Raw genomic sequence first — 26,213 nt, 5'->3', positions numbered from 1 at the left:
GGCGAACTCCCCTGCCTCAGGTGCCTCTTGGACACTGGGAAGCTCGCCCTCCGGGCGGTCCGTCCGCTGAACACCGTGGTTCGCGTGCATGACAACCAGGGGGACAACGGGAAACCCGTCGCGGCACGGGAACGTCCCGTTGCCGCGAAGGGTCCGTCAGGTGAGTGGCGGGCGACGGGAGTTGCCGCCCGTGCCGTCAGTCGGCGAAGGCGGTGCCCAGCCTCGCCCCGGTCGCCACCGTGCCGAGGGTGCCCGCGCCGAAGGTCCCGGCGCCGCCCGCGACGCTCGTCGGGGTGGAGCGGAAGTACCACACCGACCCGGCGCCGGAGTTCTCCCCCGGCGCGCCGACGGCGAGGTCGGCGAGACCGTCGCCGTTGGTGTCGCCGAGGTAGGTGGCCCCGCCGAACCTGTCGTTCCGCTCGGCGGTGCCCGGCACGTTCGCGGTGTTCTGGGTGACCGTCACGGAACCGGTGCCGGTGAGACCGTTCGCGGTGCCGCGCAGCACGACGACGGCACCGGCGGCGGAGACGCTGCCGAGGTCCTCGCCGGGCACTCCGGTGACGACGTCCTGGTAGCCGTCGCCGTCGACGTCGCCGATGTGGACGTCGGTGCCGAAGGCGTCGTCGTCCTCGGCGGTGCCGGGCACGCCGGGGCGGTCCTGGTTGAGGAAGACGGCCTTGACCCCGTCGGGGCCCTTGGGGGTGCCGGGGATCCAGGCGACCCGACCGCCCTTGACGTACGGGTTGTCGAGGTCGCTGTCGTAGCCGTCCACGGCCCGGCCGACCACGATGTCGTCGTACCCGTCGGCGTTCACGTCGCCGACGTCGAGGTTCTCGCCGCCCTGGAGCCCCGCGCCGTCGATGTCGTAGACCAGGGTGAAGGGGTTCAGCGCGGTGCGGTTGCCCAGCCAGTACACGACCCGGCGGGCGTCGAACTCGTCGCCGTCGTTCTCGGTGGCGACGACGTCGGTGAGGCCGTCGCCGTTGATGTCACCGGCGGCGAGGTCGAGGACGCGGCTGTCGTACACGTCCTTCACCACCTGCTCGCCGCCCGAGGCGACGCCGTCCCGGCCGAAGGGCCCCTCGAGGATCCGCAGGTCGTGGTAGTTCTCGACGGTCACCACGTCCTGGCTGCCGTCGCCGTTGACGTCCCCGACGGTCAGATGACCGGCGGCGCCCAGCGCTTCGTGGGCGTTCCGTCCCGCCGCGAGCTTGGCGCCGCCGGACAGCCCCCGGGGGCCGCCCCACACCACCTCGACCAGCCCGGAGTCGACCCCGCCGTCCTCGGTGTCCTCGTGGCCGACGCCGACGACGAGATCCGCGTAGCCGTCCCGGTCGAGGTCGGCGGTGGTCAGGGCGCTGCCGAACTCGTCGCCGGTCTCGACGCTGCCGGGAACGCCGGCGGTGTTCTGGTGGAACACCTGCTTGGTCGCGGTGCGCAGCCCGTTCGCCGACCCGTACAGCACGGCGACGTACCCGGCGCCCTTCTTGCCGCCCACGGTCGCGGTGGGCGCGGCGACGGCGAGGTCGGCGTAGCCGTCGCCGTTGAAGTCGTCGCGCGGCTGCGTGGTGCCGGTGGCCGGTCCCTGCCCGGGGGCGGCGTACGCGCCGGGCACCGCGAGGGTTCCGGCGACCACGAGAGCCACACCGGTCGCGAGCGCGATCCGTGCGGGGCGGGTGAGGTTCCTGGGGTTCCTGGGGCGGGACGGAGACACAGCCATGAGGGGTCCTGTCGTGGGAACGATCGGGTTGCCGCTCCGTACGACTCGCCGGAACACCCGTTGGTTGCCCGGGTGTTCACCAGGACCCCACCCGGCGTTACTCCGACTGGAACGGCTCGAAGCCGTCGTACTCCCGCTCGAACTCGTCCCGTTCGGCCTGCTTGTCGCGTCGCCGCTGGGCGGCCGGGCGGGGTGCCTCGAAACGGTGGTCCTCGCCGCGCCGGCCGAGCATCTCCGCGCCGGCCGTGACGGTCGGCTCCCAGTCGAAGACGACGGCGTTCTCCTCGGGGCCGATGGCGACACCGTCGCCGGAGCGGGCGCCGGCCTTCATCAACTGCTCCTCGACACCGAGGCGGTTGAGCCGGTCGGCGAGGTAGCCGACGGCCTCGTCGTTGTTGAAGTCGGTCTGGCGCACCCAGCGTTCGGGCTTCTCGCCGCGTACGCGGAACAGCAGCTCCCCGTCGACGTCCTCGCGGGTGACGGTGAACCCGGCGTCGTCCACGGCCTTGGGCCGGATGACGATCCGCGTCGCCTCCTCCTTGGGCTTGGCGGCCCGCGCCTGGGCGACGAGGTCGGCGAGCGCGTACGACAGCTCCTTCAGCCCCATGTGCGCGACGGCCGACACCTCGAAGACGCGGTAACCGCGCTCCTCCAGGTCGGGGCGCACCATCTCGGCGAGGTCCTTGCCGTCCGGTACGTCGATCTTGTTGAGGACGACGATGCGCGGGCGGTTGTCGAGGCCGCCGTACTGCCGCAGCTCCTCCTCGATGATGCCGAGGTCGGAGACGGGGTCGCGGTCGGACTCCAGCGTGGCGGTGTCCAGCACGTGCACGAGCACGCTGCACCGCTCGACGTGCCGCAGGAACTCGAGGCCGAGCCCCTTGCCCTGGCTGGCGCCCGGGATCAGGCCCGGGACGTCGGCGATGGTGTACACGGTCGACCCGGCGGTGACGACGCCGAGGTTCGGGACCAGGGTGGTGAAGGGGTAGTCGGCGATCTTCGGCTTGGCGGCGCTGAGCACGGAGATCAGCGACGACTTGCCGGCGCTCGGGTAGCCGACCAGCGCCACGTCGGCGACGGTCTTGAGCTCCAGGACGACGTCCTGGAGGTCTCCCGGCTCGCCGAGCAGCGCGAATCCGGGCGCCTTGCGGCGCGCGGAGGCGAGGGCCGCGTTGCCGAGGCCGCCGCGTCCGCCCTGGGCGGCGACGTACGAGGTCCCGTGCCCCACGAGGTCGGCGAGGACGTTGCCCGCCTTGTCGAGGACGACGGTCCCGTCCGGCACGGGGAGGACCAGGTCCTGCCCGTCCTTGCCGCTGCGGTTGCCGCCCTCGCCGGGCTTGCCGTTGGTGGCCTTGCGGTGCGGGGAGTGGTGGTAGTCGAGGAGGGTGGTGACGGACTGGTCGACGGTGAGGATCACATCGCCGCCGCGTCCGCCGTTCCCGCCGTCGGGCCCGCCGAGCGGCTTGAACTTCTCACGGTGGACGGAGGCACAGCCGTGGCCTCCGTTACCCGCGGCGACATGCAGTTCGACGCGGTCCACGAAGGTGGTCATGGTGGGGTGCCTCCAGTTACTACGCGGATGTCTCTTGAGTAACACGCGAAAGGCGGACCCGCCTTCCCGTCCGGGAAGTGAGGTCCGCCTCGCGAAAGCTTCCGATCAGGCGACCGGAACGATGTTCACGACCTTGCGGCCACGGCTGGTGCCGAACTGCACCGAACCGGCCTCCAGAGCGAACAGCGTGTCGTCGCCGCCACGGCCGACGCCGGCGCCCGGGTGGAAGTGGGTGCCACGCTGGCGGACCAGGATCTCACCGGCGTTGACGACCTGACCGCCGAAGCGCTTCACGCCGAGGCGCTGAGCGTTGGAGTCACGACCGTTCCGGGTGGACGATGCGCCCTTCTTGTGTGCCATCTCTCCTCAGTCCCTTACTTCGCAGCCGCGGGGATCTCAGTGACCTTGATCGCCGTGTACTGCTGGCGGTGGCCCTGACGACGGCGGTAGCCGGTCTTGTTCTTGTAGCGCAGAATGTCGATCTTCTGGCCCTTGTGGTGGTCCACGACCTCGGCCTGGACCTTGATGCCGGCCAGCACCCACGGGTCGCTGGTCACAGCGTCGCCGTCGACGACGAGCAGGGTCGAGAGCTCGACCGTGTCGCCCACCTTGGCAGTGGAAATCTTGTCAACCTCAACGATGTCGCCGACAGCAACCTTGTGCTGGCGACCACCGCTGCGCACGATGGCGTACACGCGGATCTCACTCTCACTCGAAGAACGGCACCCCCGCAGTCCAGCCGCTCACGGAACAGCCTCTCCGGAACACCGTGTGCCCGGAGGAAGAGGTTTACGGGGATGTGGCATGTCACCCGACATGCCGACGGTCAAGGTTACGGGGCGGTGGCCGAACGGGTCAAACCGGCCCCCGGAGGGACCGGTCCGGCCCGGACGGTTCAGTGGCCGAGGCTCTGCCGGTAGGCCACGCACTCCTCGTAGGAGGGGAGCAGGCCCTGGTCGCGGGCCTCGGCCAGGGTGGGGGCCTGCTCGTCCTTGGCGGAGAGCAGCGGGGCGAGGCCGGCCGGCCAGTCGATGCCGAGCGCCGGGTCGAGCGGGTGGATGCCGTGCTCGCGCTCGGGGGCGTACCCCTCGGAGCAGAGGTAGACCACGGTGGCGTCGTCGGTGAGCGCCATGAAGCCGTGGCCGAGGCCCTCGGAGAGGTAGACGGCGTGGTGGTCCCGGTCGTCCAGGCGGACCGCCTCCCACTGGCCGAAGGTGGGCGAGCCGGTCCGGATGTCCACGATGACGTCGAGGACCTCGCCGCGCACGCACTTGACGTACTTGGCCTGGCCGGGCGGCACGTCGGCGAAGTGGATGCCGCGCAGGGTCCCCCGGCTGGAGACGGACATGTTCGCCTGGGCCAGTGTGAGCGGATGGCCCGCCGCCTCGGTGAAGACCGGGGCCTTGAACCACTCGTGGAAGCTGCCCCGGCCGTCGGGGAAGATCTTCGGCTCGTGCACCCAGGCACCGGAGAGGGAAAGGGGTCGCATCGAAGGGGTCCTCAGCTCTTCTTCTGCTCGTTCGTCAGTGCGCGCTTGATCCGCCCGGCGGCCCGGCGCCACAGCGGGCGGGGCCCCACGGGCCGCTTCGGCGTCTGCCCGGCGGGCCCGGCCGGCGGGGTGTGCCGGTCGATCACCCGGGCGGTGCCGTCCTCGGCCACCACCACGTCGACCGGAAGCCGGGTCCATTTTGCCTCGCCGCGGCCGGCCGAGGGCACCCCGATCCGGACGGCCCAGCGCTTCCCGGTGAGCTCGTCCAGCGGCAGCGCGGCGGTCACGGTACGGCCGTCCGTCACGGCGTCGGCCGGGTACTTGCCCACGTTCTTGCGCTCGAAGCGGAGCCGTACCGGGTCCCCGGCGGCGGCCGTGCCGTGCAGCGGCAGCGGAAGCCGTACGGTGGCCCCGTCGACCACGGCCCCGGCCGGGTCCATCAGGGCCACCGCCTCGCGCTCCAGCTTGTTCGTGTGCTGGTCGACGTCGAGGGAGAGGTTGCCCGGCCCGTCGGTCCAGTACGGCAGGACCAGCCGTCTCGGCTCACCGGTGAGCGCGGCCAGCCGTCCGGCGTCCACGTCCTCGCCGCGCACCGCGCCGAGCCGGGTCTCCTTGCTCCAGCCGCACGACTTGATGCGCATGTGCAGGTCCCAGATGCCCTTGTCCAGGGGCCTGCCCGCGGCCGCGGTCTCCGGGTCGAGGACGGCGCGCGCGGTGATCCGCTGCCGGAAGGAGCCGTCGCCCGCGTCCAGGCGGTGCGCTTCGGACTCCACCGGGAGGTAGTACTGCGTGGCGGTCTCGCGGTGGCGGACCACCAGGTCCACGTCGCTCCTGTCGACCGGGGCGTCCAGGGGGATGCCCTGGCCGGCCAGGGCCTCGAGTGCCTTGTCGGACAGCGGCAGGCCGAGCAGATCGCGTCCGCCGTCCCGGCGGAAGGTCATCGGCTCGCCGTCGACCTGGTACTCGGAGGTGAAACCGACCTTCAGGACGCCGTCCTCCCAGGTCAGGGAGTCCAGGGTGCCGGTGGGCCGGATCCCGGCCTCCCAGTGGGCGAGGGCGCGGACGTCCTCGTAGAGGTCGGCGGCGATCAGTCCGGCCACGATCCGCTGGGTGGGGGCGACCTTCGCGAACACGCCCGGACCGAAACGCTCGGTGATCACAGCGCGGATCTCGCGGTACAGCTCCGCGGCGTAGTCCTCGGGGAGCCTGAGCAGCCGGCTGCCGCGCAGCCGCTCGACCATCTCGTTGCGCAGCCAGCGGCTGAACAGCTTGTCGCGCAGCGGGCCGGGTTCGGTGAGCTCCTCGACCACGTCGAGGGCCTCACGGAGGTTGTTGAAGTAGCCGACCGGGTCGAAGCGCTGGAAGCCGGCGTTGGAGCCGTCGTCGCGGGTGATGTGGTAGTAGCACAGGTAGTCGCCGAGGACGGCGACGCTCTTCGCCCGCAGGTAGGCCTCGACGACGAAGACGTGGTCCTCCAGCCGGCGACGGCCCTCCTTGAACCGCATGTCGTGCTGTTCGAGGAACGCCCGCCGGAACATCTTGTGCGGGGTGAGGCTGTCGATCAGCGGAGCGTTCTCCACCGTCGCGCGCGGCCGGTTGACCCGGAACAGCTCCTGCGGGACCGGGCGGCCGATGCCCGCCATCTTTCCCACGACCACGTCGGCGTCGTTCGCCTTGCCGTAGTCGTACATCCGCTCGAGGGCCTCGTCGCCGAGCCAGTCGTCGTGGTCGACGAACATGACGTACTCGCCCCGGGCTGCGTCGATGCCCGTGTTGCGCGGCTTGCCGGACCAGCCGGAGGACTCCTGGTGGATGACGTGGAAGTGGGGGTGCTCGGCCGCCAGTCGGTCCAGCCGGGCGGGGGTCTCGTCGGTGGAGCCGTCGTCGACGAAGAAGACCTCGAACTCGTCGGGAGTGAGGCTCTGGCGCAGCAGGCCGTTGACGCAGTCCTCGACGTACTTGCCCGGGTTGTAGACCGCGATGACGACGCTGACCTTGACTGTCACGCCGGGTTCTCCTTCTCGTGGACCCGGTGGATCTCCGGGAACGCCTCGGTGAGGGCCGCGCGCCAGTCGCGCAGCGGCTCGATGCCGGCCGCGGCGAAGCGCTCGTGGCCGAGCACGCTGTAGGCCGGGCGGGGGGCGGGGCGGACGAACGCCTCGCTGGTGGTGGGGCGGACCCGGTCCGGGTCGGTGCCGAGCAGGTGGAAGATCTCGCGGGTGAGGCCGTACCAGGTGGTCTCGCCGGAGTTGGTCCCGTGGTAGACGCCCGCCGGGGCGGTGCCGGCCAGCGCCCCGCGCCCCAGCTCGACCAGCAGTCCGGCCAGGTCGGCGCTCCAGGTGGGCTGGCCGCGCTGGTCGTCCACGACGTCCAGGTGCTCGCGCTGCCCCTCCAGACGGATCATGGTCCGGACGAAGTTGGGGCCGCCGGTGCCGTACAGCCAGGCGGTGCGGACGACGTAGCCGGTGTCCGGCAGGGTGTTCAGAACGGCCTGCTCGCCGGCGAGTTTGGTGCGGCCGTAGGCACTGCGCGGGGCGGTGGGGGCGTCCTCGGCGTACGGCGTGGTGGCGTCGCCGGCGAAGACGTAGTCGGTGGAGATGTGCAGCAGGACGGCGCCGGTGCGGGCGCAGGCGGCCGCGAGGTGGGCGGGGCCGTCACCGTTGACGGCGAGCGCCTCGGCCTCGTGGGTCTCGGCGTCGTCCACGGCGGTCCAGGCCGCGCAGTTGACGACCACGGCGGGCCGGTGCCGCTCCAGCGCCCGCGTCACCGCACCGGCGTCGCCGAGGTCCAGCGCCGCCCGGTCCAGGGCCGTGGCCCGCTCCCCCGCCGCCGCCAGCCGGGCCAGTACGTCCTGGCCGAGCATGCCGCCCGCCCCGGTGACCAGCCAGCCTGCCGGGGCGTTCACCTGTTCCATCGTCGAGTTCATCCCTCTTCCTCTGTGCCGGACGGCGCCGGACCCGGCCGGGGTCCGGGGCGCGCGGGAAATGCCTGAACGGGCCCGGGACGTCCCGGGCCCGCGAGAGACGGGTGGCGTCAGCCGAGCGCCGCGCGCTCCTTCAGCGGCTCCCACCAGGCTCGGTTGTCGCGGTACCACTGGACCGTCTCGGCGAGGCCCTCGCGGAAGTCCTTGCGGGGCTCGTAGCCGAGCTCCTCGCGGATCTTCGTGCAGTCGACGGAGTAGCGGCGGTCGTGGCCCTTGCGGTCCTCGACGTACTCGACGCTGGTCTCCCAGTCGGCGCCGCACGCCTCCAGGAGCAGGCCGGTGAGCTCCTTGTTGGAGAGTTCGGTGCCGCCGCCGATGTTGTAGATCTCGCCCGCGCGGCCCTTGGTGCGGACCAGTTCGATGCCCTGGACGTGGTCGTCGATGTGCAGCCAGTCGCGGACGTTGCCGCCGTCGCCGTACAGCGGGACCTTCTTGCCGTCGAGGAGGTTGGTGACGAAGAGGGGGATGACCTTCTCGGGGAAGTGGTGGTGCCCGTAGTTGTTGGAGCAGCGGGTGACGCGGACGTCCAGGCCGTGGGTGCGGTGGTAGGACAGCGCGATCAGGTCGCTGGACGCCTTCGCCGAGGAGTAGGGCGAGTTGGGCTCCAGCGGGTGGGTCTCCGGCCAGGAGCCCTCGTCGATGGAGCCGTAGACCTCGTCGGTGGAGATGTGCACGAAGGTCGCGATGCCGGCCCGGTGCGCGGCGTCGACGAGCGTGTGGGTGCCCACCACGTTCGTACGGACGAACTCCGCGCCGCCGTCGATGGACCGGTCGACGTGGGACTCGGCGGCGAAGTGCACGACCTGGTCGTGCTCGGCCATCAGCTTGCCGACCAGCTCCGGGTCGCAGATGTCGCCCTGCACGAAGGCGAACCCGGGGTGCTCGCGCACCTCGTCGAGGTTGGCCGGGTTGCCCGCGTACGTCAGCTTGTCCAGGACGGTGACCGCGACGTCACCGGGGCCCTGGGGGCCGAGCAGCGTACGGACGTAGTGCGAGCCGATGAAACCGGCGCCGCCGGTCACCAGGATCCTGGTAGTCATGAGGAGATCTGCACCTTGCTGTGATCACCGAGCACGAGCCGGTGGGCCTTCGGGTTACGGGGGGCGGGCGTGACCTCGACGTCGCGCCCGATGAGCGAGGCCTCCACCCGGCGCACGCCGGTCACGGACGAGCCCCGCAGGACGATGGAGTACTCGATTTCGCTGTCCTCGATCCGGCAGCCCTCGGACACCGAGGTGAAGGGCCCGATGTAGGCGTCGTTGATCACCGTGCCGGCGCCGATGACCGCGGGCCCGACGATCCGGCTGCCGCTGACGCGGGCGCCCTCCTCGATGCGCACCCGGCCGATGATCTCGCTGGTCTCGTCCACCGCGCCCGCGTTGTGGGGCTCCAGGGTCTCCAGGACGGACCGGTTGACCTCCAGCATGTCGGTGACGTTGCCGGTGTCCTTCCAGTACCCGGAGATCGTGGTGGAGCGGACGTCGCGCTTGTCGTCGATCAGCCACTGGATGGCGTGCGTGATCTCCAACTCGCCCCGCCAGGACGGCTCGATGGAGCGGACGGCCTCGTGTATGGCCGGGGTGAACAGGTAGACGCCGACGAGGGCCAGATCGCTCTTCGGCTGCTTCGGCTTCTCCTCCAGGCCCACCACCCTGCCGTCGGCGTCGAGTTCGGCGACACCGAAGGAGGTGGGGTTGGGGACCTTGGTCAGCAGGATCTGCGCGTCGGGCCGGTCGGTCCGGAACTCCTCCACCAGGCCGGTGATGCCACCGACGATGAAGTTGTCGCCGAGGTACATGACGAAGTCGTCGTCACCGAGGAAGTCCTGTGCGATGAGCACGGCGTGCGCGAGGCCCAGGGGCGCGTCCTGCGGGATGTAGGTGACCTCGATCCCGAACCGGGAGCCGTCCCCCACCGCCTCACGGATCTCGTCCGCGGTGTCGCCGACGACGATCCCGACCTCGGTGATCCCGGCGTCGGCGATCGCCTCCAGCCCGTAGAAGAGCACGGGCTTGTTGGCGACCGGCACGAGCTGTTTGGCCGAGGTGTGGGTGATCGGACGGAGGCGGGTCCCCGCTCCCCCGGAAAGCACGAGAGCCTTCACGTGTGGCGCCCCAATACTGTACCTAGATAGGGATCAAAAAATCCCTGTTTGTCTGACTTTAGAGACGATCTTTGGGCACATCATAACCACGGTCGGGAACACGGATTCACCCGCCATTCACATAATCGACCCCCCGGTGTCCGCCGGAGGTAAAAAAGATCCGCCCCCGGCCGAAACCGGGGGCGGATCACGTGTGCCGGACGACTCGGCGGTCAGTCCTCCGTGGAGGCCGTCACCGACGACGACGGCTGCTCGGCCGCCGCGGCGGTCTTCTTGGCCGTCGTCTTCTTCGTGGCGGCCTTCTTCGCCGTGGTCTTCTTGGCAGCCGTCTTCTTGGCGGCGGTCTTCTTGGCCGTCGTCTTCTTCGTGGCGGCCTTCTTCGCCGTGGCCTTCTTGGCCGCCTTGCGGGCGGTCTTCTTGGCCGGAGCGGCTTCCTCGGCGGGAGCCTCCGCGGCGGCCTCCTCCGCGGCGGCCTCCGTCGTGGTCGACGGCACCACCACGACGGCCGTGTCCTCGGACGCGGTCGACGTGCTCGGCTTGCGCACCGCGCGACGGCGCGGACGGGCCGGGGCCTCGACCTCGGCGGGTGCCTCGGCCACGGTCTCCTCGGGCTTCGGCTCGGGCGCCTCGACGACCGGAGCCGCGGGCTCCGCGACCGTCACCACCGCGGCCTCCGCCCCCGCCGGGGAACCGGCAGGCGCGGACACCTTGCGGGTGGCCCGGCGACGCGTACGGCCCTTGGGCGCGGCCTCCTCGACGGCCGGCTCGGCCGCCGGTACCACCGCGTCCTCGACGGCCGCGGGCTCGGCCAGCGCCTCGGTGGCGGGCTCCGGCTGCACCGGACGCGCGACCTCCTCGGCGGCCGTCACGTCCTGCGCCGTCGGGACCTCGGCCTCGGCCTCGGCCTTCTCGCCCTCCTCGGCCCTCCGCCGTTCGGCCCTGGCCTCCCGCTTCGGCGCGCCCGCCGGGGCCGACACCCGTCGGCCGGTGCGGCGTCGGGTACGCCCACGGGTCGCCGCGGCCTCCGCCTCGGCGGCGCTGCTGTACAGCTCCTCGTCCGGCGTGAACTCGGGCGCCGGAAGCGCGACCGGCTCGGCGGCCTCGGCGGCGACCTCGGCCACCGTCTCCGCCTCCGCCTCCTGCTCGGCCGTCTCGACGACCGCGACCGCCTCGTGCTCGTGCTCGTGCGGCTGCTCCGCCGCACCGGCCCGCGCCCGCTTACGGCGCTTGCCGCCACCGGCGGCGGCCGCCGGCTGGTCCAGGTGCACGATGACACCGCGCCCGTTGCAGTGGACGCAGGTCTCCGAGAACGACTCCAGCAGGCCTTGGCCGACCCTCTTGCGGGTCATCTGGACCAGACCCAGCGAGGTCACCTCGGCGACCTGGTGCTTCGTACGGTCCCGGCCCAGGCACTCGAGGAGGCGCCGCAGCACCAGGTCCCGGTTGGACTCCAGCACCATGTCGATGAAGTCGATGACGATGATGCCGCCGAGGTCGCGCAGCCGCAGCTGACGCACGATCTCCTCGGCCGCCTCCAGGTTGTTCCTGGTGACCGTCTCCTCGAGGTTGCCGCCCTGACCGGTGAACTTGCCGGTGTTGACGTCGACGACGACCATCGCCTCGGTCCGGTCGATCACCAGCGAACCGCCGCTGGGCAGCCACACCTTGCGGTCCAGCGCCTTGGCGAGCTGCTCGTCGATCCGGTACGTGGCGAAAACGTCGACCTCGCTGGTCCACCGCTGCAACCGTCCCGCGAGGTCCGGCGCGACATGCGCGACGTACCCGTGGACGGTCTCCCAGGCGTCGTCACCGCTGACGACGACCTTGGTGAAGTCCTCGTTGAAGATGTCCCGCACGACCCGGACGGTCATGTCCGGCTCGCCGTACAGCAGCGTCGGCGCGCTGCCGCCGTTCTTGGACTTCTTCTTGATCTCCTCCCACTGCGCCTGGAGCCGCTCGACGTCGCGGCGCAGCTCGTCCTCGCTCGCGCCCTCGGCGGCGGTGCGCACGATGACGCCCGCGTCCTCGGGGACGATCTTCTTGAGGATGGTCTTCAGCCGGGCCCGCTCGGTGTCGGGCAGCTTGCGGCTGATGCCGGTCATCGAGCCCTCGGGGACGTACACGAGGTAGCGGCCCGGGAGGGAGACCTGGCTGGTCAGGCGGGCGCCCTTGTGGCCGATCGGGTCCTTGGTGACCTGCACCAGGACCGACTGGCCGGACTTCAGCGCGGACTCGATCCGGCGCGGACCGCCCGACATGCCGAGCGCCTCGAAGTTGACCTCACCGGCGTAGAGCACGGCGTTGCGGCCCTTGCCGATGTCGATGAAGGCGGCCTCCATCGACGGCAGCACGTTCTGCACCTTGCCGAGGTAGACGTTCCCGACGTACGAGGTCGCCTGCTCCTTGTTGACGTAGTGCTCGACGAGCACGCCGTCCTCCAGGACGCCGATCTGCGTACGGTCGCCGTGCTGGCGCACCACCATGACGCGCTCGACGGCCTCGCGGCGGGCCAGGAACTCGGCCTCGGTGATGATCGGCACCCGGCGGCGGCCCTGCTCACGGCCCTCGCGGCGGCGCTGCTTCTTCGCCTCCAGGCGCGTGGAGCCCTTGATGGACTGCACCTCGTCCGACGGCTCGGCCTTCGGCCGGGGCTCGCGGACCTTGACGACGGTGCGCTCGGGGTCGTCGGTGGACGGCTCGGGCTCACCACCGCTGTCACCGGCGCGGCGGCGACGGCGACGGCGGCGACGACTGCTGCTGGACCCGTCGCGGTCCTCGGCGTGCTCGGCGGACTCCTCGGCGTCCTCCTCGACCTGCTCGGCGGTGTCCTCCGCGTCCTGGGCGGCCTGCTCGGCCGCGGCCCGCTCGGAACCGGCGTCCGCGGGCTCGCCGCCCTCGGCGTCGGTCTCGGCGGAGTCACCACGCCGACGGCGGCGACCGCCACGGCGGCGGCGACGGCGCGAACCGGCGCCCTCGCTCTCGTCCTCGCCCTCGGCGTGGTCCTCGGCCGGCTCCTCGGCCTCCTCGGCCTCGGCTTCGGTCTCGTCCTCGGCCCGGGGCGCGGGAGCGGCCTCGGTCCCGTCGTCCGCGCCCCGGCGCCGGCGACGGCGGCGGGAGGCGGCGGGCTGCTCCTCGGGGAACTCCTCGGTCTCCTCCGGCTCCGCCGGTTCGGCGACCTCGGCGGCCGCCTCGGCGGCGGCACGCTCCGGGGTCTGGAAGCGGGGCTCGGTGAACACCGGCGCCTGGAACACGGCGACGGCCGGACGCGCGGGGCGCCGCGACGTGGTCTCCGCCTCCTCGGGCTCGGCCGACGCGGCGGGCTCGGCCTGCCGTGCGGTCCGTGCCGCCCGTGCGGGGCGCTCGGGCTCGGCGAAGCCGGCGGCGGCCTTGCGGACCACCCGGCGACGGCGCCGCGGGGCGGCCTCGTCCGCGGCCTCCACGGCCTCCTCGGCCACCGGGGCCTCTGCCGCGGCCGGTGCGGCCTGCTCGGGCTCGGCCGTTTCGGCGGTCACCGGCGCCTCGGCGGGCGCGGAGGCGGCCCGCGACGCACGACGCCGGGTACGGCGCGGAGCCGCTTCCTCGGACGTCTCGGCGGCCTGGGGTGCCTCAGTGGTGGTCTCGGCGGCCTCGGCGGTCTCGGTGGACGGCTCCGGCGCGGTCACCGTGCGCGTGGCACGGCGCCGGGTGCGGCGCGGAGCGGCCTCCTCGGCGGCGGGCTCCGCCGGAGCCTCGTCCGTGGTCTCGGGGGTCTCGCCGGCCTCGGTCGCCTCGGGCGACGTCACGCTGCGGGTCGCACGGCGCCTGGTACGGCGCGGGGCGGCGTCCTCGGGGGTCTCGGCGGCGACGGCGGGCTGCTCGGCCGCCGGAGCGGGCTCGGGCGCGGCGGGCGTCGCCGGTACGACGGTCTCGGCGGCCTCCGCCGACTCCGGTGCCCCGGCCGGGGCGGCCGCGCGGCGCACCACACGGCGACGCCGGGGCGCGGCGGCCGGAGCGGGCTCGGGCTCCTTCTCGGCCTCGGGCTCGGGGCTCTCCTGCGCCACGAGCTCGTCGGGGTCGTCCGGCTCCGCGGTCGGTATGGCCGGCGCGACGGTCTCCACCGTCGTGTCGGCGGCCCCGGTGGGCGGGCCCGCCGGGCGGGACGCGGCACGGCGCCGCCGCCTGGGCGGCAGGGTGTCGCTGGGGGTGTTCGGTTCGGAGCCCTCGGTGGGCTCGATCGGTTCGAGCATGCGGGCGTTTCTCCCGTCAGGCTCCCGGGCGCCGCACCTGGTCCGGCGATGCCGGTGACGTCCGCGGCGCGCGCGATGCGCGATCGCCGCCGTCCGGGGCGCGGGCGCCGCACGGGAGCACTCTGTGTCCTGTCTCGCCGGTTCCGTACGCCGAATGCGTACGGCCTGGCGAAAGTCTTCTGGTCGGTGCGCTGCCCGACCCAGGTGGCTCCCGAGTTCGAGGGCGGCGCTTACGACATCCGTCCCTTCGCGGGACCTTCCTTACGCCGGCGCCGTCGCGGCGGCAGTGGCGCCGGCCGGTTGCGGCTCGGTCGCTGCTGCCTCGCGGTCGGGCGCGAGCGGGTCGGTCACCGTGCCGGTCTCTTCATCGAGCAGCCCCTGCGCCAGCCTGGTCACCGCTGCGGGGACCGGCGGCGCCAGGTCGGCCACGGCGCGGAGACCGGACAGGACGTCGTCGGGTCGTACGGCAGGCGTCACGTGCCGAACAACCAGCCGCAGTATCGCACAGGGCTGGTCGGTCGGCCTATCAGCCTGCGAAGAGAGCGTTTCCGAGCTCTCCAGGCACTCCAGGCCCCTGACCGCGGAGCGGGCGTCGAAGGTGCGGACGCCGTTCTTGGTCAGGCGCTGCACCTCGACGGTACCGGCCGCGTTGAAGGCGTCCACCGCGCGGCGGGCGTCCTCGGGGGCCACGCCGTCCAGCCGCAGCTCCCACACGGAAGCCGTCAGCCGGTCGGCGAGACCCGATGTGCGGGCCTCGACCGCCTCGACGATGTCGAGCCCGGCGGGCAGCGACTCGTCGAGGAGCGCACGGAGCCGTTCCGGGTCACGCGACTCGGTGAGCGCGATCTCCAGGTATTCCGCCTCACTGCCCGTGCCGGTGGGTGCGGCATTGGCGTACGACACCTTCGGGTGCGGTGTGAACCCCGCCGAGTACGCCATCGGCACCTCGGCGCGGCGCAGCGCACGCTCGAAGGCGCGCTGGAAGTCACGGTGGCTGGTGAACCGGAGGCGGCCGCGCTTGGTGTAGCGCAGTCGGATGCGCTGCACCGCGGGTGCGGGCGGCGGGCCTTCGGGCTGTCGCTTGCCCAGTGTTATTCAGTCCTTCGTGAGAGCGGACGTACTGCTACCAAGAGTACGTGCCTCTCGCCCCGTAGGTTCCCCCCGGTGCGTGAGCTGCGGTTTCGTCGGTTCCGTGGCCGGTTGGCCGAGCAGCGTCCGCCACACGTCGGCGCGGGCCCGCCGCACCGAGGCGCGGGCGGCGGCGAGGGCCTGCCGGGTGGCCCGGCCGGCCCGGCGCGCGGCCTCGGCGGCGGGCCTCAGCACGGTGTCGCGCACCACGTGTCCCACCGGGGTCAGCACGCTCCGGTACACCCATCGCACCGGTTCCACGAACACCCACCGCAGGACCGTCCCGAGGAACCGTCCGACGGCGAGCGAGATGTGCCCCGCGACCCGCCAGGCGTGGACGAGGGCGTCCCCGACCTCCCGCGCGACGACGGCCAGCACCCGCCCGACGGGCGCCAGAACCCACCGCCACACCGCGAGCGCGGGCAGTACCAGCAGGATCCGGGTGATCCAGTACAGGCACAGGCCGATCCCGGAGACGATCGTGGTCACCAGCCACACAAGGCCGTTGACGCACCAGACGACCGCCCGACCCACAGGAGTGAGGACCCACCGGTACAGCCACGCCGACGGCACGACGACGAGATACCGCCCCAGCCACACCACACCCGTCCAGAACCCGGCCCCGATCGCGGCCAGCACATGCCCTACGGGCGTCAGCACACGCGCGTACAGCCACCCGGCCGCATGACCGAGCGGAGTCAGCACATGGCGGTAGAACGCCATGGCCGGAAGGACCACCAGCACCCGCCCGAGCCAGGCCAGCCCCGTGCCCAGCGGCACCAGCACATAGCGCCACAGGCCCACGAACGGCCAAACGAACACCGCCCGCCCCACCCACAGCAGCGCCCTCCCGAGGGGCCGGAACACCGTGTCGTTCAGGAACCGCCCGGCGACGACCAGCGCGTCCCACACCATCCGCACCGGCACGACCAGTACCAGCACCACGATCCGCACCGGGATGCGGATCGCCACGACGAGGCACCCCTCCCCCGCGGGCGCGGCGACCGGCGCGGCGGCCGGCTTCTCGAGATCCATGCCTGTGTAGACGCAGGCGCGGCCCGCCCGGATCCCATGCTCATGATGTTGTTTACCTCATATGCTGAACGCCGATCGGAAATAGGAATTCCACGCCTTATATAAAACAATTTTCCCTACGGGCGTTCACTCATTCGCCACGCATCCAAGTGAAAGAGCCACCGTTAGTCGCTATATGACGAAGGCAAGCATGTCCGGGCCGATCAGGCCCGACGGGGGGAATTCGCGGGCATCCGACCTCGCCGGAGAGTGGATCGGCGAGGCCGGCTGACATGAATGACGAACGCTACGACCCTCTCGTCTACGCAGAGCACATGGAATCAACCGTTCCCCCCTGGGACCCGGCCGAGGAACTCGCCTATCTGCTCCAGGAGGCCCGCAGTGAGGAGTACGCCAGGGCCACCATGCCGCCGCCCCGCGAGGAGGCGCCGGTCACCGCACCTCCGGTCGGCAGCCCCATGGGCAACCTCCAAGAGATCACGGCGGAACTGCCACCCCTGCGCGCGGCACCGCGCAACCATCGCAAGCCCCCGCGCAAACGCCCCGACGCCCTCCGCCTCGCCAGCTATGTCATCGCCGCCCTGGCGGCGGTCACCGTGTCGATGGTCAGCGTCTTCAGCGGCGTCGTCACCTACGAACCCCTGCTGCTCGTCACCACGGCCCACAGCAGCGGCAGTTCCTCCGCCTGGTGGCCCATGCTGGTCTACGGCCCCTGGCTGGCCGGGTCCCTCTCCATCCTCCGCGCGGCACTGCACCAACGACGCGCCCTGCACTCGTGGTTCGTCGTGCTGCTCTTCTCGTCCCTCGCGGTACTGCTCTGCGTCGCCCAGGCTCCCCGCACGATCATCGACACGGCCGCCGCGGCCCTCCCGGGAGTCGCCGCACTGGCCTGCTTCCAGCAACTCGTCCGCCAGATCACCCTGACCCGCCCGCCCCGCCGCCCCTCGGCCCGCCACCGAGTCCCCCAGTACCGACGCGACCTCCCCTAGCCCCCCGCCGAACGCGAAAGCCCCCCTTCATCACGAAGGGGGGCTTTCCGTGTTCATCGTCAGGAAGCGGGCGCCGCGTTCTTGACCGTCAGCGGCAGCAACTTCCTGCCGGTGGGGCCGATCTGAATCGAGGTGTCCATCTGCGGACACACCCCGCAGTCGAAGCACGGGGTCCAGCGGCAGTCCTCGACCTCCGTCTCGTCGAGGGCGTCCTGCCAGTCCTCCCAGAGCCAGTCCTTGTCGAGGCCCGAGTCGAGGTGGTCCCAGGGGAGGACCTCCTCGTAGGTGCGCTCGCGGGTGGTGTACCAGTCGACGTCCACGCCGAACTGCGCGAGCGCCTTGTCCGCGCAGGCCATCCAGCGGTCGTACGAGAAGTGCTCGCGCCAGCCGTCGAAGCGGCCGCCGTCCTCGTAGACCGCGCGGATGACCGCGCCGATGCGGCGGTCGCCCCGGGAGAGCAGGCCCTCGACGATGCCGGGCTTGCCGTCGTGGTAGCGGAAGCCGATGGAGCGGCCGTACTTCTTGTCGCCGCGGATCTTGTCCCGGAGCTTGGTCAGCCGGGCGTCCGTCTCCTCGGCGGAGAGCTGCGGGGCCCACTGGAAGGGGGTGTGCGGCTTGGGGACGAAGCCGCCGATGGAGACCGTGCAGCGGATGTCGTTGGAGCCGGAGACCTCGCGGCCCTTGGCGATCACGCGGGTGGCCATGTCGGCGATCTGGAGGACGTCGTCGTCGGTCTCGGTGGGCAGGCCGCACATGAAGTACAGCTTCACCTGGCGCCAGCCGTTGCCGTAGGCCGTGGCGACGGTCCGGATGAGGTCGTCCTCGGAGACCATCTTGTTGATGACCTTGCGGATCCGCTCCGAGCCGCCCTCCGGGGCGAAGGTCAGGCCCGAGCGGCGGCCGTTTCGGGTCAGCTCGTTGGCCAGGTCGATGTTGAAGGCGTCGACGCGGGTGGAGGGCAGGGAGAGGCCGATCTTGTCGTCCTCGTAGCGGTCGGCGAGACCCTTGGCGATGTCGCCGATCTCCGAGTGGTCCGCGGAGGAGAGGGAGAGCAGGCCCACCTCCTCGAAGCCCGTGGCCTTCAGACCCTTGTCGACCATCTCGCCGATGCCGGTGATCGAGCGCTCGCGGACCGGGCGGGTGATCATGCCGGCCTGGCAGAAGCGGCAGCCGCGGGTGCAGCCGCGGAAGATCTCCACCGACATGCGCTCGTGCACCGTCTCGGCGAGGGGGACGAGGGGCTGCTTGGGGTAGGGCCACTCGTCGAGGTCCATCACCGTGTGCTTGGAGACGCGCCACGGGACGCCCGACTTGTTCGGTACGACGCGGGCGATGCGGCCGTCGGGGAGGTACTCGACGTCGTAGAAGCCGGGGACGTACACCCCGCCCGTCCTCGCCAGGCGGAAGAGGAGCTCCTCGCGGCCGCCGGGGCGGCCCTCCTCCTTCCAGGCGCGGATGATCCGCGTCACCTCGAGGACGGCCTGCTCGCCGTCGCCGATGACCGCGCAGTCGATGAAGTCGGCGATCGGCTCGGGGTTGAAGGCCGCGTGCCCGCCGGCCATGACGATCGGGTCGTCCAGCGTGCGGTCCTTGGCCTCCAGCGGGATGCCGGCCAGGTCCAGGGCGGTGAGCATGTTCGTGTAGCCGAGCTCGGTGGAGAAGCTCAGGCCGAACACGTCGAAGGCCTTCACCGGGCGGTGGCTGTCGACGGTGAACTGCGGGACACTGTGTTCCCGCATCAGCGCCTCGAGGTCGGGCCAGACGCTGTAGGTGCGCTCGGCGAGGACACCGTCCTGCTCGTTGAGGACCTCGTAGAGGATCATGACGCCCTGGTTGGGGAGTCCGACCTCGTACGCGTCGGGGTACATGAGCGCCCAGCGGACGTCGCAGCTGTCCCACGGCTTGACCGTGGAGTTGAGCTCTCCGCCGACGTACTGGATCGGCTTCTGCACATGCGGGAGCAGAGCTTCGAGCTGCGGGAAGACAGACTCGGCGGCTTCGGCAGGCATCTCGCGAACCTTCGTGTGCTGACTGGGGGTCCCCCCGGCCGGAGGCTGGGGGCGGGTGACCATCCAGACTAACGCGGCCGCAGGGGTACTCCCTACGTCGTCCAGTGCCGGAGGTCCTTGGTGATCGACGTCCAGGCCTCGGGGAGGGCGGCCTCGGCGAGCTCGGCGCGGCGTTCCTCGTGGGCGTGGAGGACTCCGTAGGTGAAGGCGCTCTCACCGGCCGCGTGGGCGACGACGGCGAGCTCACGCAGGGTCTGGCGGGCCATGACGCTGTCCTGGTGGTCGCCGAGCAGGCCCTGGAGCGACTTCATGGCCCTGGCCAGGTCCTTCGCCGGGGCGCCGAGTGCGGGGGTGACGGCCTCTGCCGCGTACCGGGTGCGTTTGGTCTTCTTGCGGGCGTCGTGCAGGGCGAGGTCGCGGTCGGTGCCGGGCGGGAGGTCCAGGGCCCGGGTGACGAGGCCGGTGAGCTTGTCGAGGTCCTTGCGTACGGCCTTGGTGAGGACCTTGTCGGGTGTGGCGCCGGCCTTCGGGCGCAGGGGCGGGTCGGCCAGGAGGGCGTCGAGGGTGTCGAGGAGGGTGAGGTGGCGGCGGGAGTCGAGGATGCCGGTGAGGCGGCCGTGGGCTCCGCTGTGGCCGAGCTCGGACCAGGTGGCGAGCCGGTCGCCGATGGGCCCGTCGACGAGGGTGTCGGGCAGGTCGGCGAGGGCGGCTTCGAGGCGGGCGGCGAGCACTTCCTGGTCGCGGTCCAGGCCGAGCTCGGCGGCCAGCCATTTCAGGTCGGCGGCGATCGGGTCGGTCACCTCGCGGTCGAGGACGGTGCCGAAGGTGCGGAAGGTGCTGCGCAGGCGGCGGGTGGCGACCCGCATGCGGTGCACGGAGTCGGGCAGGTCACGGCGTACGGCGGGGTCGAGCTCGACGAGGGCGTCACGCTGGGCCCGGACGTAGGCGAGGACGTGGTCTCCGGCGGTGACGGGTTTCCCGGCCGGGCGTTCCCGCGGGGGTGCCGTCTCGGCGAGGGCGCGGGCCAGTTTCGAGGCCGAGGACGAGGGGCGTACGCCGGCCTTGCGCAGGCGTTTGTCGACCTTGTCGAGGAAGGCGGGGTCGCCGTCGTCGGCGAGTTCGACCTCGATCTCCGTCCACTGGGCGGTGCCGCCGGGGCCGGTGAGGCGTTCGGCGTGGACGCTGTCGACGCTGACCTCGGCGAGCAGCCGGCCGTCGGCGTCGACCAGGTGGCGTACGTCGCGGTCGGAGCGGAGCCGGACGAGCGGCAGCAGTTCGCCGTGGCGGACGCGGGAACGGACGAGGGCGGCGAGTTCGTCGGGGAGGGTGTCGGAGAGCGGGGCGCGGATCTCGTCGCGCACCCCGGGGGCGACGGGGAACTTCAGGTGCCAGCCGGCGTCGGAGCCGCCGGTGCGGTGGCGCAGGGTGACGGAGGACGCGACGAGGCGTTCGTCGGCGGTGTCGTGGTAGGTGGCGTCGAGGTGGGCGACGCCCTTGTCCAGGACGGCTGCCACGCCGGGGACGCGGGTCAGGTCGGGCAGTCCGCTCTCGTCGGACTCGTACTTTCGCTCGATCTCGCGCTTGGTGTCCGCCATGAACCGAATCTAGTCGCCACGGGCGCGCGACGGCAGTGGGCCGCCGCGCGCCCTGCTGTCACGCGGACAGTGGGCGTTGTATGCGGATCGACTGGAGCAGGCCCACGGCGAGCCAGACGGCGAACATCGAGGAGCCGCCGTAGGAGACGAACGGCAGGGGCAGGCCGGTCACGGGCATGATGCCGAGGGTCATGCCGATGTTCTCGAAGGACTGGAAGGCGAACCAGGCGACGATGCCGGCGGCGACGACGGTGCCGTAGAGGTCGGTGGTGTCGCGGGCGATGCGGCAGGCGCGCCAGAGGATGATGCCGAGCAGGCCGATGATGAGTGCGCCGCCGACGAATCCGAGTTCCTCGCCGGCGACCGTGAAGACGAAGTCGGTCTGCTGCTCGGGCACGAACTGGCCGGTGGTCTGGGAGCCTTGGAAGAGGCCGGAGCCGGTCAGTCCGCCGGAGCCGATGGCGATGCGGGCCTGGTTGGTGTTGTAGCCGACGCCGGCGGGGTCGAGCTCCGGGTTGGCGAAGGCGGCGAAGCGGTTGATCTGGTACTCGTCGAGGATGCCGAGTTGCCAGACGGTGACCGCGCCGATCGCGCCGGCGCTCATCAGGCCGAAGATCCATCGGTTGGAGGCCCCGGAGGCGAGCAGTACGCCGAGCACGATGATGACCATGACCATGACTGACCCGAGGTCGGGCATGAGCATCACGATCAGCATGGGGACGACGGCCAGCCCGAGTGCCTGGAGGACGGTGCGGTGATCGGGGTGGGGCTTGTCACCGGCGTCGACGCGGGCGGCGAGCAGCATCGCCATGCCCAGGATGATCGTGATCTTCACGAACTCGGAGGGCTGGAGGGAGAAGCCGCCGGGGAGCTTGATCCAGGAGTGGGCGCCGTTGATGGTGGAGCCCAGGGGCGTGAGTACGAGCAGGATCAGGAAGACCGAGGCGCCGTACAGCAGCGGCACGGCCGTGCGCAGGGCGCGGTGGCCGAGCCAGAGGGCGCCGATCATCAGGGCCAGTCCGATGCCGGTGTTGAGCCAGTGCCGGACCAGGAAGTAGTAGGGGTCGCCCTGGTTGAGTTCGGTGCGGTTGCGGGTGGCGGAGTAGACCAGGAGCGAGCCGAGCAGCGACAGGGCGAGCGCCGAGAGCAGTATCGGCCAGTCGAGCCGGCGGGCCAGGGAGTCACGGGCGAAGACCCGTGTCCAGCCGGCCCGCTCCGGTCCGTATCCGGAGACCTGGAAGCTGTTGACGCCGCCGGTCATGCCGCTGCCCTCCGCGTGGCGCCGCGCGTTCCCCTGCCGGCGCCGCGTCGTCGCCGGTGGTGGCGGCGGGTCTGGCGGTTGCCGATCTCCGGTGAGGGGGCCGTGCCCGCCTGCTGCGGATCGGCGGGGTCGTCCTGCGGGGTGGTACTGGCCCCGGCGTCGGGGGACGGGGTGGCCCGGTCCTTGGCGGGGTCCTTGGAGACCTTCGGGGAGGTGATGGTGCCGTCCGTGCGGACCTTCGGGAGGGTCTTCTGCGGTGTGGGCAGCAGCGCCTTCTTCTTGTCGATCTCGCCGTCCTCGGAGACGCCGTACAGGGCGTTGTAGATGTTGCGCACGGCGGGGCCCGAGGCGCCGGAGCCCGTACCACCCTGGGAGATCGTCATGACGATCGAGTAGTCCTCGGTGTACGTCGCGAACCACGAGGTGGTCTGCTTGCCGTAGACCTCGGCGGTACCGGTCTTGGCGTGCATCGGGATCTCGTCCTGTGGCCAGCCCCCGAATCGCCACGCGGCCGTACCGCGGGTGGCGACTCCCTCGAGGGCTTCGTCTATCTGGGCGAGCGTCTTCTTCGACGTCGGGAGCTTGCCGTGCGGCTTGGGCTCGATCTCCGTGACCGTCTTGCCGTCGGGGCTGATGACGGCCTTGCCGACGGTGGGGTCGTAGAGGGTGCCGCCGTTGGAGATGGCCGAGTAGATGGTGGCCATCTGGATGGGGGTGACGAGGGTGTCGCCCTGGCCGATGGAGTAGTTGACGGAGTCACCGGCGCGCAGCCGGTTGCCTTCGAGGCAGTTCTCGTAGGCGATGCGCTCGGCGTAGCTGCCGTCCTTCTTCCCGGTCTTGCACCAGACGTCCTTGTTGGCCTTCCAGTAGTCGAGCTTCCACTGGCGGTCGGGGACGCGGCCGGTGACCTCGTTGGGCAGGTCGATGCCGGTTTCCTCACCGAGGCCGAACTGGTGGGCGGTCTTGTAGAACCAGTCGTTGGCGTTCTTCTTCGGCTTGTTGCCGCCGTCGCGCTTCCACTCCTCGTGGGAGAGCGCGTAGAACACGGTGTCGCAGGAGACCTCGAGGGCGCGGCCGAGACTGATCGGGCCGTGGTTCTGGGACTCGAAGTTCTTGAAGACCTGCCCGCCGATGGAGTACGAGCTGGAGCAGTTGTAGGGGCCTTCGAAGGAGTAGCCGGCCTGTATGGCGGCGGCCGTCGGGATGACCTTGAAGATGGAGCCCGGCGCCGACTGGCCCTGGATGGCGCGGTTGAGCAGCGGGTAGTTGGACTTCTTGCCGGTGAGGTTGGCGTAGTCCTTGGCGGAGATGCCGCCGACCCAGGCGTTGGGGTCGTAGGTGGGGTTGGAGGCCATGGCGACGACGCGGCCGGTCTTGGCCTCCATGACGACGACGGCGCCGGAGTCGGCCTCGTAGTTGCGGTTGGTGTTGCGGTCGTGCTCCTTGCGGGCGGCCTTCATCGCCTCGTTCAGCTCGTACTCGGCGATGCGCTGGACGCGGGAGTCGATGCTGGTGACGAGGTTGGCGCCGGCCTGGGCGGGGTCGGCCTCGGCCTCTCCGATGACGCGGCCGAGGTTGTCGACCTCGTAGCGGGTGACGCCGGCCTTGCCGCGCAGCTCCTTGTCGTACTGGCGCTCCAGGCCGGACCGGCCGACCATGTCGGAGCGCAGGTAGGGGGAGCTGGTGTCCTCGGCCTGCTGGATCTCCTCGTCGGTGACGGGCGAGAGGTAGCCGAGGACCTGGGCGGTGTTGGCCTTGCCCGGGCTCGGGTAGCGGCGCAGGGCCTGTGGCTCGGCGGTGATGCCGGGGAAGTCCTCGGCGCGCTCGCGGATCTGGAGGGCCTGCTTGGCGGTGGCCTCGTCGGTGATGGGGATGGGCTGGTACGGCGAGCCGTTCCAGCAGGGCTGGGGGGTCTCGGCGTCGCAGAGGCGGACCTTCCGCATGACCTCCGCGGGGTCCATGCCGAGGACACCGGCGAGTTTGGTGAGGACCGCCTTGCCGTCGTCCTTCATCTTCAGGAGGTCGGTGCGGGAGGCGGAGACGACCAGCCGGGTCTCGTTGTCGGCGAGGGCCACTCCGCGCGCGTCCAGGATGGAGCCGCGGACGGCGGGCTGGACGACCTGCTGGACGTGGTTGCCGGAGGCCTCCTTGGCGTACTGGTCGCCCTCGCGGATCTGGAGGTACCACAGGCGACCGCCGAGGGTGCCGAGGAGGGAGATGACGAGGACCTGGATGACGACGAGCCGGATCTGGACCCGCGGGCTGCGGCCGGTCTCGGGAATGTTGGTCACGCGGTTTCCTCCTCTCTCGGAGCGCGTACGAGTGTGCGGGTACGAGTGGTGAACGGCTGGGCCGGGTGTCGGCGTTCCGGCGCCCTGTCACTCGTTCCGGTGAAGTTCCGTGAGGTCACAGGCGCTTGACCCCCTTGATGCGTCCGGCGCGGGCCACGCGCGCCCGGGCCGCCTTGACGCGCAGTCCGTTGCGCTGGCCGCCGATGCGCAGCCCGGTGCCGCCGGAGAGCCAGCCGGAGGCGATGTCACCGGATTTGGCGGGGTTGGTCTCGGCGAGCGGATCGTTCTCGGCGCGCCGGGCCAGGGCCATCACTCCGGGCACGACGAACGGCGCGAGCAGCAGGTCGTACAGGGCGGCGGTGAACAGCAGCCCGCCCAGGCCGACATGGCGGGCGGCGGTGTCGCCGACGAGGGCGCCGACCCCGGCGTAGAGGAGGGTGGAGCCGACCGCGGCGGCGACCACCACGACCATGGGGCCGGTGGCGGACTTGACCTGGCCGCTCTCGGGTTTGACGAGTCCGGCGAGGTAGCCGATGACGCACAGCACCAGGGCGTAGCGGCCGGCGGCGTGGTCGGCGGGCGGGGCGAGGTCGGCGAGGAGACCGGCGGCGAAGCCGACGAGGGCGCCGCCGACATGGCCGTAGACCAGGGCGAGGCCGAGGACGGTGAGCAGCAGCAGGTCGGGGACGGCGCCCGGGAGGTGGAGGCGGGCGAGGACGCTCACCTGGAGCACCAGGGCGACGACGATCAGCGAGCTGGAGAGCAGGATCCGGTTGAGGCGCATGGGTGACAGCTCCTACTGCTCTTGCTGGTACTGGCCGTCGGCGGGGGCCGAGGGGGTGACGGTCACCGTCACGGTCGGCGTGGGCGTCGGCTTCGGCTTCTTCGGCAGGACCGTGTCGCGCGGGTCCTTCTCGGGCGCCTGGACGACGACACCGACGACGTCGAGCTTGCTGAAGCTGACGAACGGCGTGACGTAGAGGGTGCGGGTGAGGTCGCCGCCGGAGGGGTCGACGCGGGAGACGACGCCGACCGGGACGCCGGGCACGAACGGCTTGTCGGCCTGTGAGCCGAAGGTGACCAGGCGGTCGCCCTTCTTGATCTCGGCCTTGCTGTTGAGGAGTTCGACGCGCAGCGGCCGGTCGCCCTGCCCGGAGGCGAAGCCGAGTTCGTCGCCGGCCTCCATGCGGGTGCCGACGGTGAAGTCGGGGTCGCTGGCGAGCAGCACGGTGGCGGTGTTCGGGCCGACGGTGGTGACGCGGCCGACGAGTCCGTCGCCGTTGAGGACGGTCATGTCGCGTTCGATGCCGTCGTTGGCGCCGGCGTCGATGGTGATGGTCCAGGAGAAGCCCTGCGCGGCTCCTATGGCGATGACTTGGGCGCCCTTGATGCCGTACTGCCCCCGGCCGGAGATCTTCAGCAGTTTGTCGAGCTGCTTGAGGCGGCTGCGGCCGCGGTCGTCGCTGCCGAGTTCGGCCTTGAGCGCGGCGTTCTCCCGCTCCAGCTCGGCGAGCCGGTCGTGCCGGTCGCCGGACTCACGGACGGCGGAGACGGCGTTGCCGATCGGGTCGACCACGCCGGACACGCCGTTCTCGATCGGGCCGAAGACGGTCGCCGCGGCCCGCCGGGCACCGTCGACCGGTGAATCCTCCCCGCCGCGGATGTCCACCGTGATCAGTGCGAACGCGATGGCGATCAGCAGCACCAGGAGCAGCCGGCTCTCTCGTGTGTCCCTCACGTGCGGCGGCCGTGCCTTCCTCGTCGAGAACGGGTATGAGGTGGGGGGTCTGTTCAGGTGTGGTGGTGAAACGCTTCGAGTGCTTCGAGGCGT

General features: G+C 71.4%; 19 protein-coding genes. 1 reads left to right on the top strand and 18 read right to left on the bottom strand.

The annotated features are described in order from the left end of the window. Positions 1 to 196 precede the first annotated feature (196 nt). From ACZ470_RS02460 to ACZ470_RS02405, 12 genes are all read right to left on the bottom strand, one after another. On the bottom strand, positions 197 to 1,720 hold the full coding sequence (locus tag ACZ470_RS02460) for an FG-GAP-like repeat-containing protein (RefSeq protein WP_468423668.1): 1,524 nt from the start codon (positions 1,718 to 1,720) through the stop codon (positions 197 to 199). Positions 1,721 to 1,817: 97 nt separating this feature from the next. Then, positions 1,818 to 3,272 (bottom strand): GTPase ObgE, encoded by a 1,455-nt coding sequence (gene obgE / locus ACZ470_RS02455; protein WP_468423666.1) that lies wholly within the window; start codon positions 3,270 to 3,272, stop codon positions 1,818 to 1,820. A 105-nt stretch (positions 3,273 to 3,377) separates the two neighbouring features. Further along, the gene (gene rpmA, locus ACZ470_RS02450) at positions 3,378 to 3,632 is read right to left on the bottom strand and encodes a 50S ribosomal protein L27 (RefSeq protein WP_057615924.1); all 255 of its coding nucleotides are present in this window, start codon (positions 3,630 to 3,632) and stop codon (positions 3,378 to 3,380) included. 14 nt (positions 3,633 to 3,646) lie between these two features. Further along, positions 3,647 to 3,967: a 50S ribosomal protein L21 gene (gene rplU / locus ACZ470_RS02445; RefSeq protein WP_004931419.1), complete on the bottom strand. Its 321-nt coding sequence runs from the start codon at positions 3,965 to 3,967 to the stop codon at positions 3,647 to 3,649. A 200-nt stretch (positions 3,968 to 4,167) separates the two neighbouring features. Beyond that, positions 4,168 to 4,761, bottom strand: a complete 594-nt coding sequence (gene rfbC / locus ACZ470_RS02440) for a dTDP-4-dehydrorhamnose 3,5-epimerase (protein WP_468423663.1) — start codon at positions 4,759 to 4,761, stop codon at positions 4,168 to 4,170. Between the two features lie 11 nt (positions 4,762 to 4,772). Then, entirely contained in the window at positions 4,773 to 6,767 is a 1,995-nt protein-coding gene (locus tag ACZ470_RS02435; RefSeq protein ID WP_468423661.1) for a glycosyltransferase family 2 protein, read from the bottom strand. Next, the gene (rfbD, locus tag ACZ470_RS02430; protein WP_468423660.1) at positions 6,764 to 7,687 is read right to left on the bottom strand and encodes a dTDP-4-dehydrorhamnose reductase; all 924 of its coding nucleotides are present in this window, start codon (positions 7,685 to 7,687) and stop codon (positions 6,764 to 6,766) included. Before rfbD ends, ACZ470_RS02435 begins: the two co-directional genes overlap by 4 nt. 107 nt (positions 7,688 to 7,794) lie before the next feature. Next, the gene (gene rfbB, locus ACZ470_RS02425) at positions 7,795 to 8,784 is read right to left on the bottom strand and encodes a dTDP-glucose 4,6-dehydratase (protein WP_468423658.1); all 990 of its coding nucleotides are present in this window, start codon (positions 8,782 to 8,784) and stop codon (positions 7,795 to 7,797) included. Then, positions 8,781 to 9,848 (bottom strand): glucose-1-phosphate thymidylyltransferase, encoded by a 1,068-nt coding sequence (locus ACZ470_RS02420; protein WP_468423656.1) that lies wholly within the window; start codon positions 9,846 to 9,848, stop codon positions 8,781 to 8,783. The genes rfbB and ACZ470_RS02420 overlap by 4 nt, the downstream gene beginning before the upstream one ends. 212 nt (positions 9,849 to 10,060) lie before the next feature. Beyond that, positions 10,061 to 14,074 (bottom strand): Rne/Rng family ribonuclease, encoded by a 4,014-nt coding sequence (locus tag ACZ470_RS02415; protein WP_468423654.1) that lies wholly within the window; start codon positions 14,072 to 14,074, stop codon positions 10,061 to 10,063. Between the two features lie 261 nt (positions 14,075 to 14,335). Continuing rightward, positions 14,336 to 15,121, bottom strand: coding sequence for a TIGR03936 family radical SAM-associated protein (locus ACZ470_RS02410; RefSeq protein WP_468423652.1), 786 nt, complete (start codon positions 15,119 to 15,121; stop codon positions 14,336 to 14,338). A 48-nt stretch (positions 15,122 to 15,169) separates the two neighbouring features. Further along, a complete protein-coding gene (locus ACZ470_RS02405) occupies positions 15,170 to 16,237 on the bottom strand; it encodes a hypothetical protein (protein WP_468423651.1) in 1,068 nt (355 codons plus the stop codon). 272 nt (positions 16,238 to 16,509) lie between these two features. Between ACZ470_RS02405 and ACZ470_RS02400 the strand changes: the two genes are divergently transcribed. Then, the gene (locus ACZ470_RS02400) at positions 16,510 to 17,226 is read left to right on the top strand and encodes a hypothetical protein (RefSeq protein ID WP_468423649.1); all 717 of its coding nucleotides are present in this window, start codon (positions 16,510 to 16,512) and stop codon (positions 17,224 to 17,226) included. A 59-nt stretch (positions 17,227 to 17,285) separates the two neighbouring features. Here ACZ470_RS02400 and ACZ470_RS02395 read toward each other — a convergent pair whose 3' ends face one another. The 6 genes from ACZ470_RS02395 to mreC form a co-directional block, all read right to left on the bottom strand. Continuing rightward, a complete protein-coding gene (locus ACZ470_RS02395; RefSeq protein ID WP_468423647.1) occupies positions 17,286 to 19,235 on the bottom strand; it encodes a TIGR03960 family B12-binding radical SAM protein in 1,950 nt (649 codons plus the stop codon). Between the two features lie 92 nt (positions 19,236 to 19,327). After that, positions 19,328 to 20,830 (bottom strand): CYTH and CHAD domain-containing protein, encoded by a 1,503-nt coding sequence (locus ACZ470_RS02390; protein ID WP_468423645.1) that lies wholly within the window; start codon positions 20,828 to 20,830, stop codon positions 19,328 to 19,330. Between the two features lie 58 nt (positions 20,831 to 20,888). Beyond that, the gene (rodA, locus tag ACZ470_RS02385; protein WP_468423643.1) at positions 20,889 to 22,091 is read right to left on the bottom strand and encodes a rod shape-determining protein RodA; all 1,203 of its coding nucleotides are present in this window, start codon (positions 22,089 to 22,091) and stop codon (positions 20,889 to 20,891) included. After that, positions 22,088 to 24,382 (bottom strand): penicillin-binding protein 2, encoded by a 2,295-nt coding sequence (mrdA, locus tag ACZ470_RS02380; protein WP_468423641.1) that lies wholly within the window; start codon positions 24,380 to 24,382, stop codon positions 22,088 to 22,090. Before mrdA ends, rodA begins: the two co-directional genes overlap by 4 nt. A 115-nt stretch (positions 24,383 to 24,497) precedes the next feature. Then, the gene (mreD, locus tag ACZ470_RS02375) at positions 24,498 to 25,166 is read right to left on the bottom strand and encodes a rod shape-determining protein MreD (protein ID WP_468423639.1); all 669 of its coding nucleotides are present in this window, start codon (positions 25,164 to 25,166) and stop codon (positions 24,498 to 24,500) included. Between the two features lie 12 nt (positions 25,167 to 25,178). Next, entirely contained in the window at positions 25,179 to 26,120 is a 942-nt protein-coding gene (gene mreC, locus ACZ470_RS02370) for a rod shape-determining protein MreC (protein WP_468423637.1), read from the bottom strand. Positions 26,121 to 26,213 lie beyond the last annotated feature (93 nt).

The organism is Streptomyces sp. NPDC031111, from assembly GCF_055570675.1.
Note: the sequence above shows the minus strand (reverse complement) of the source record. Positions and strands in the feature narration are given on the sequence as shown.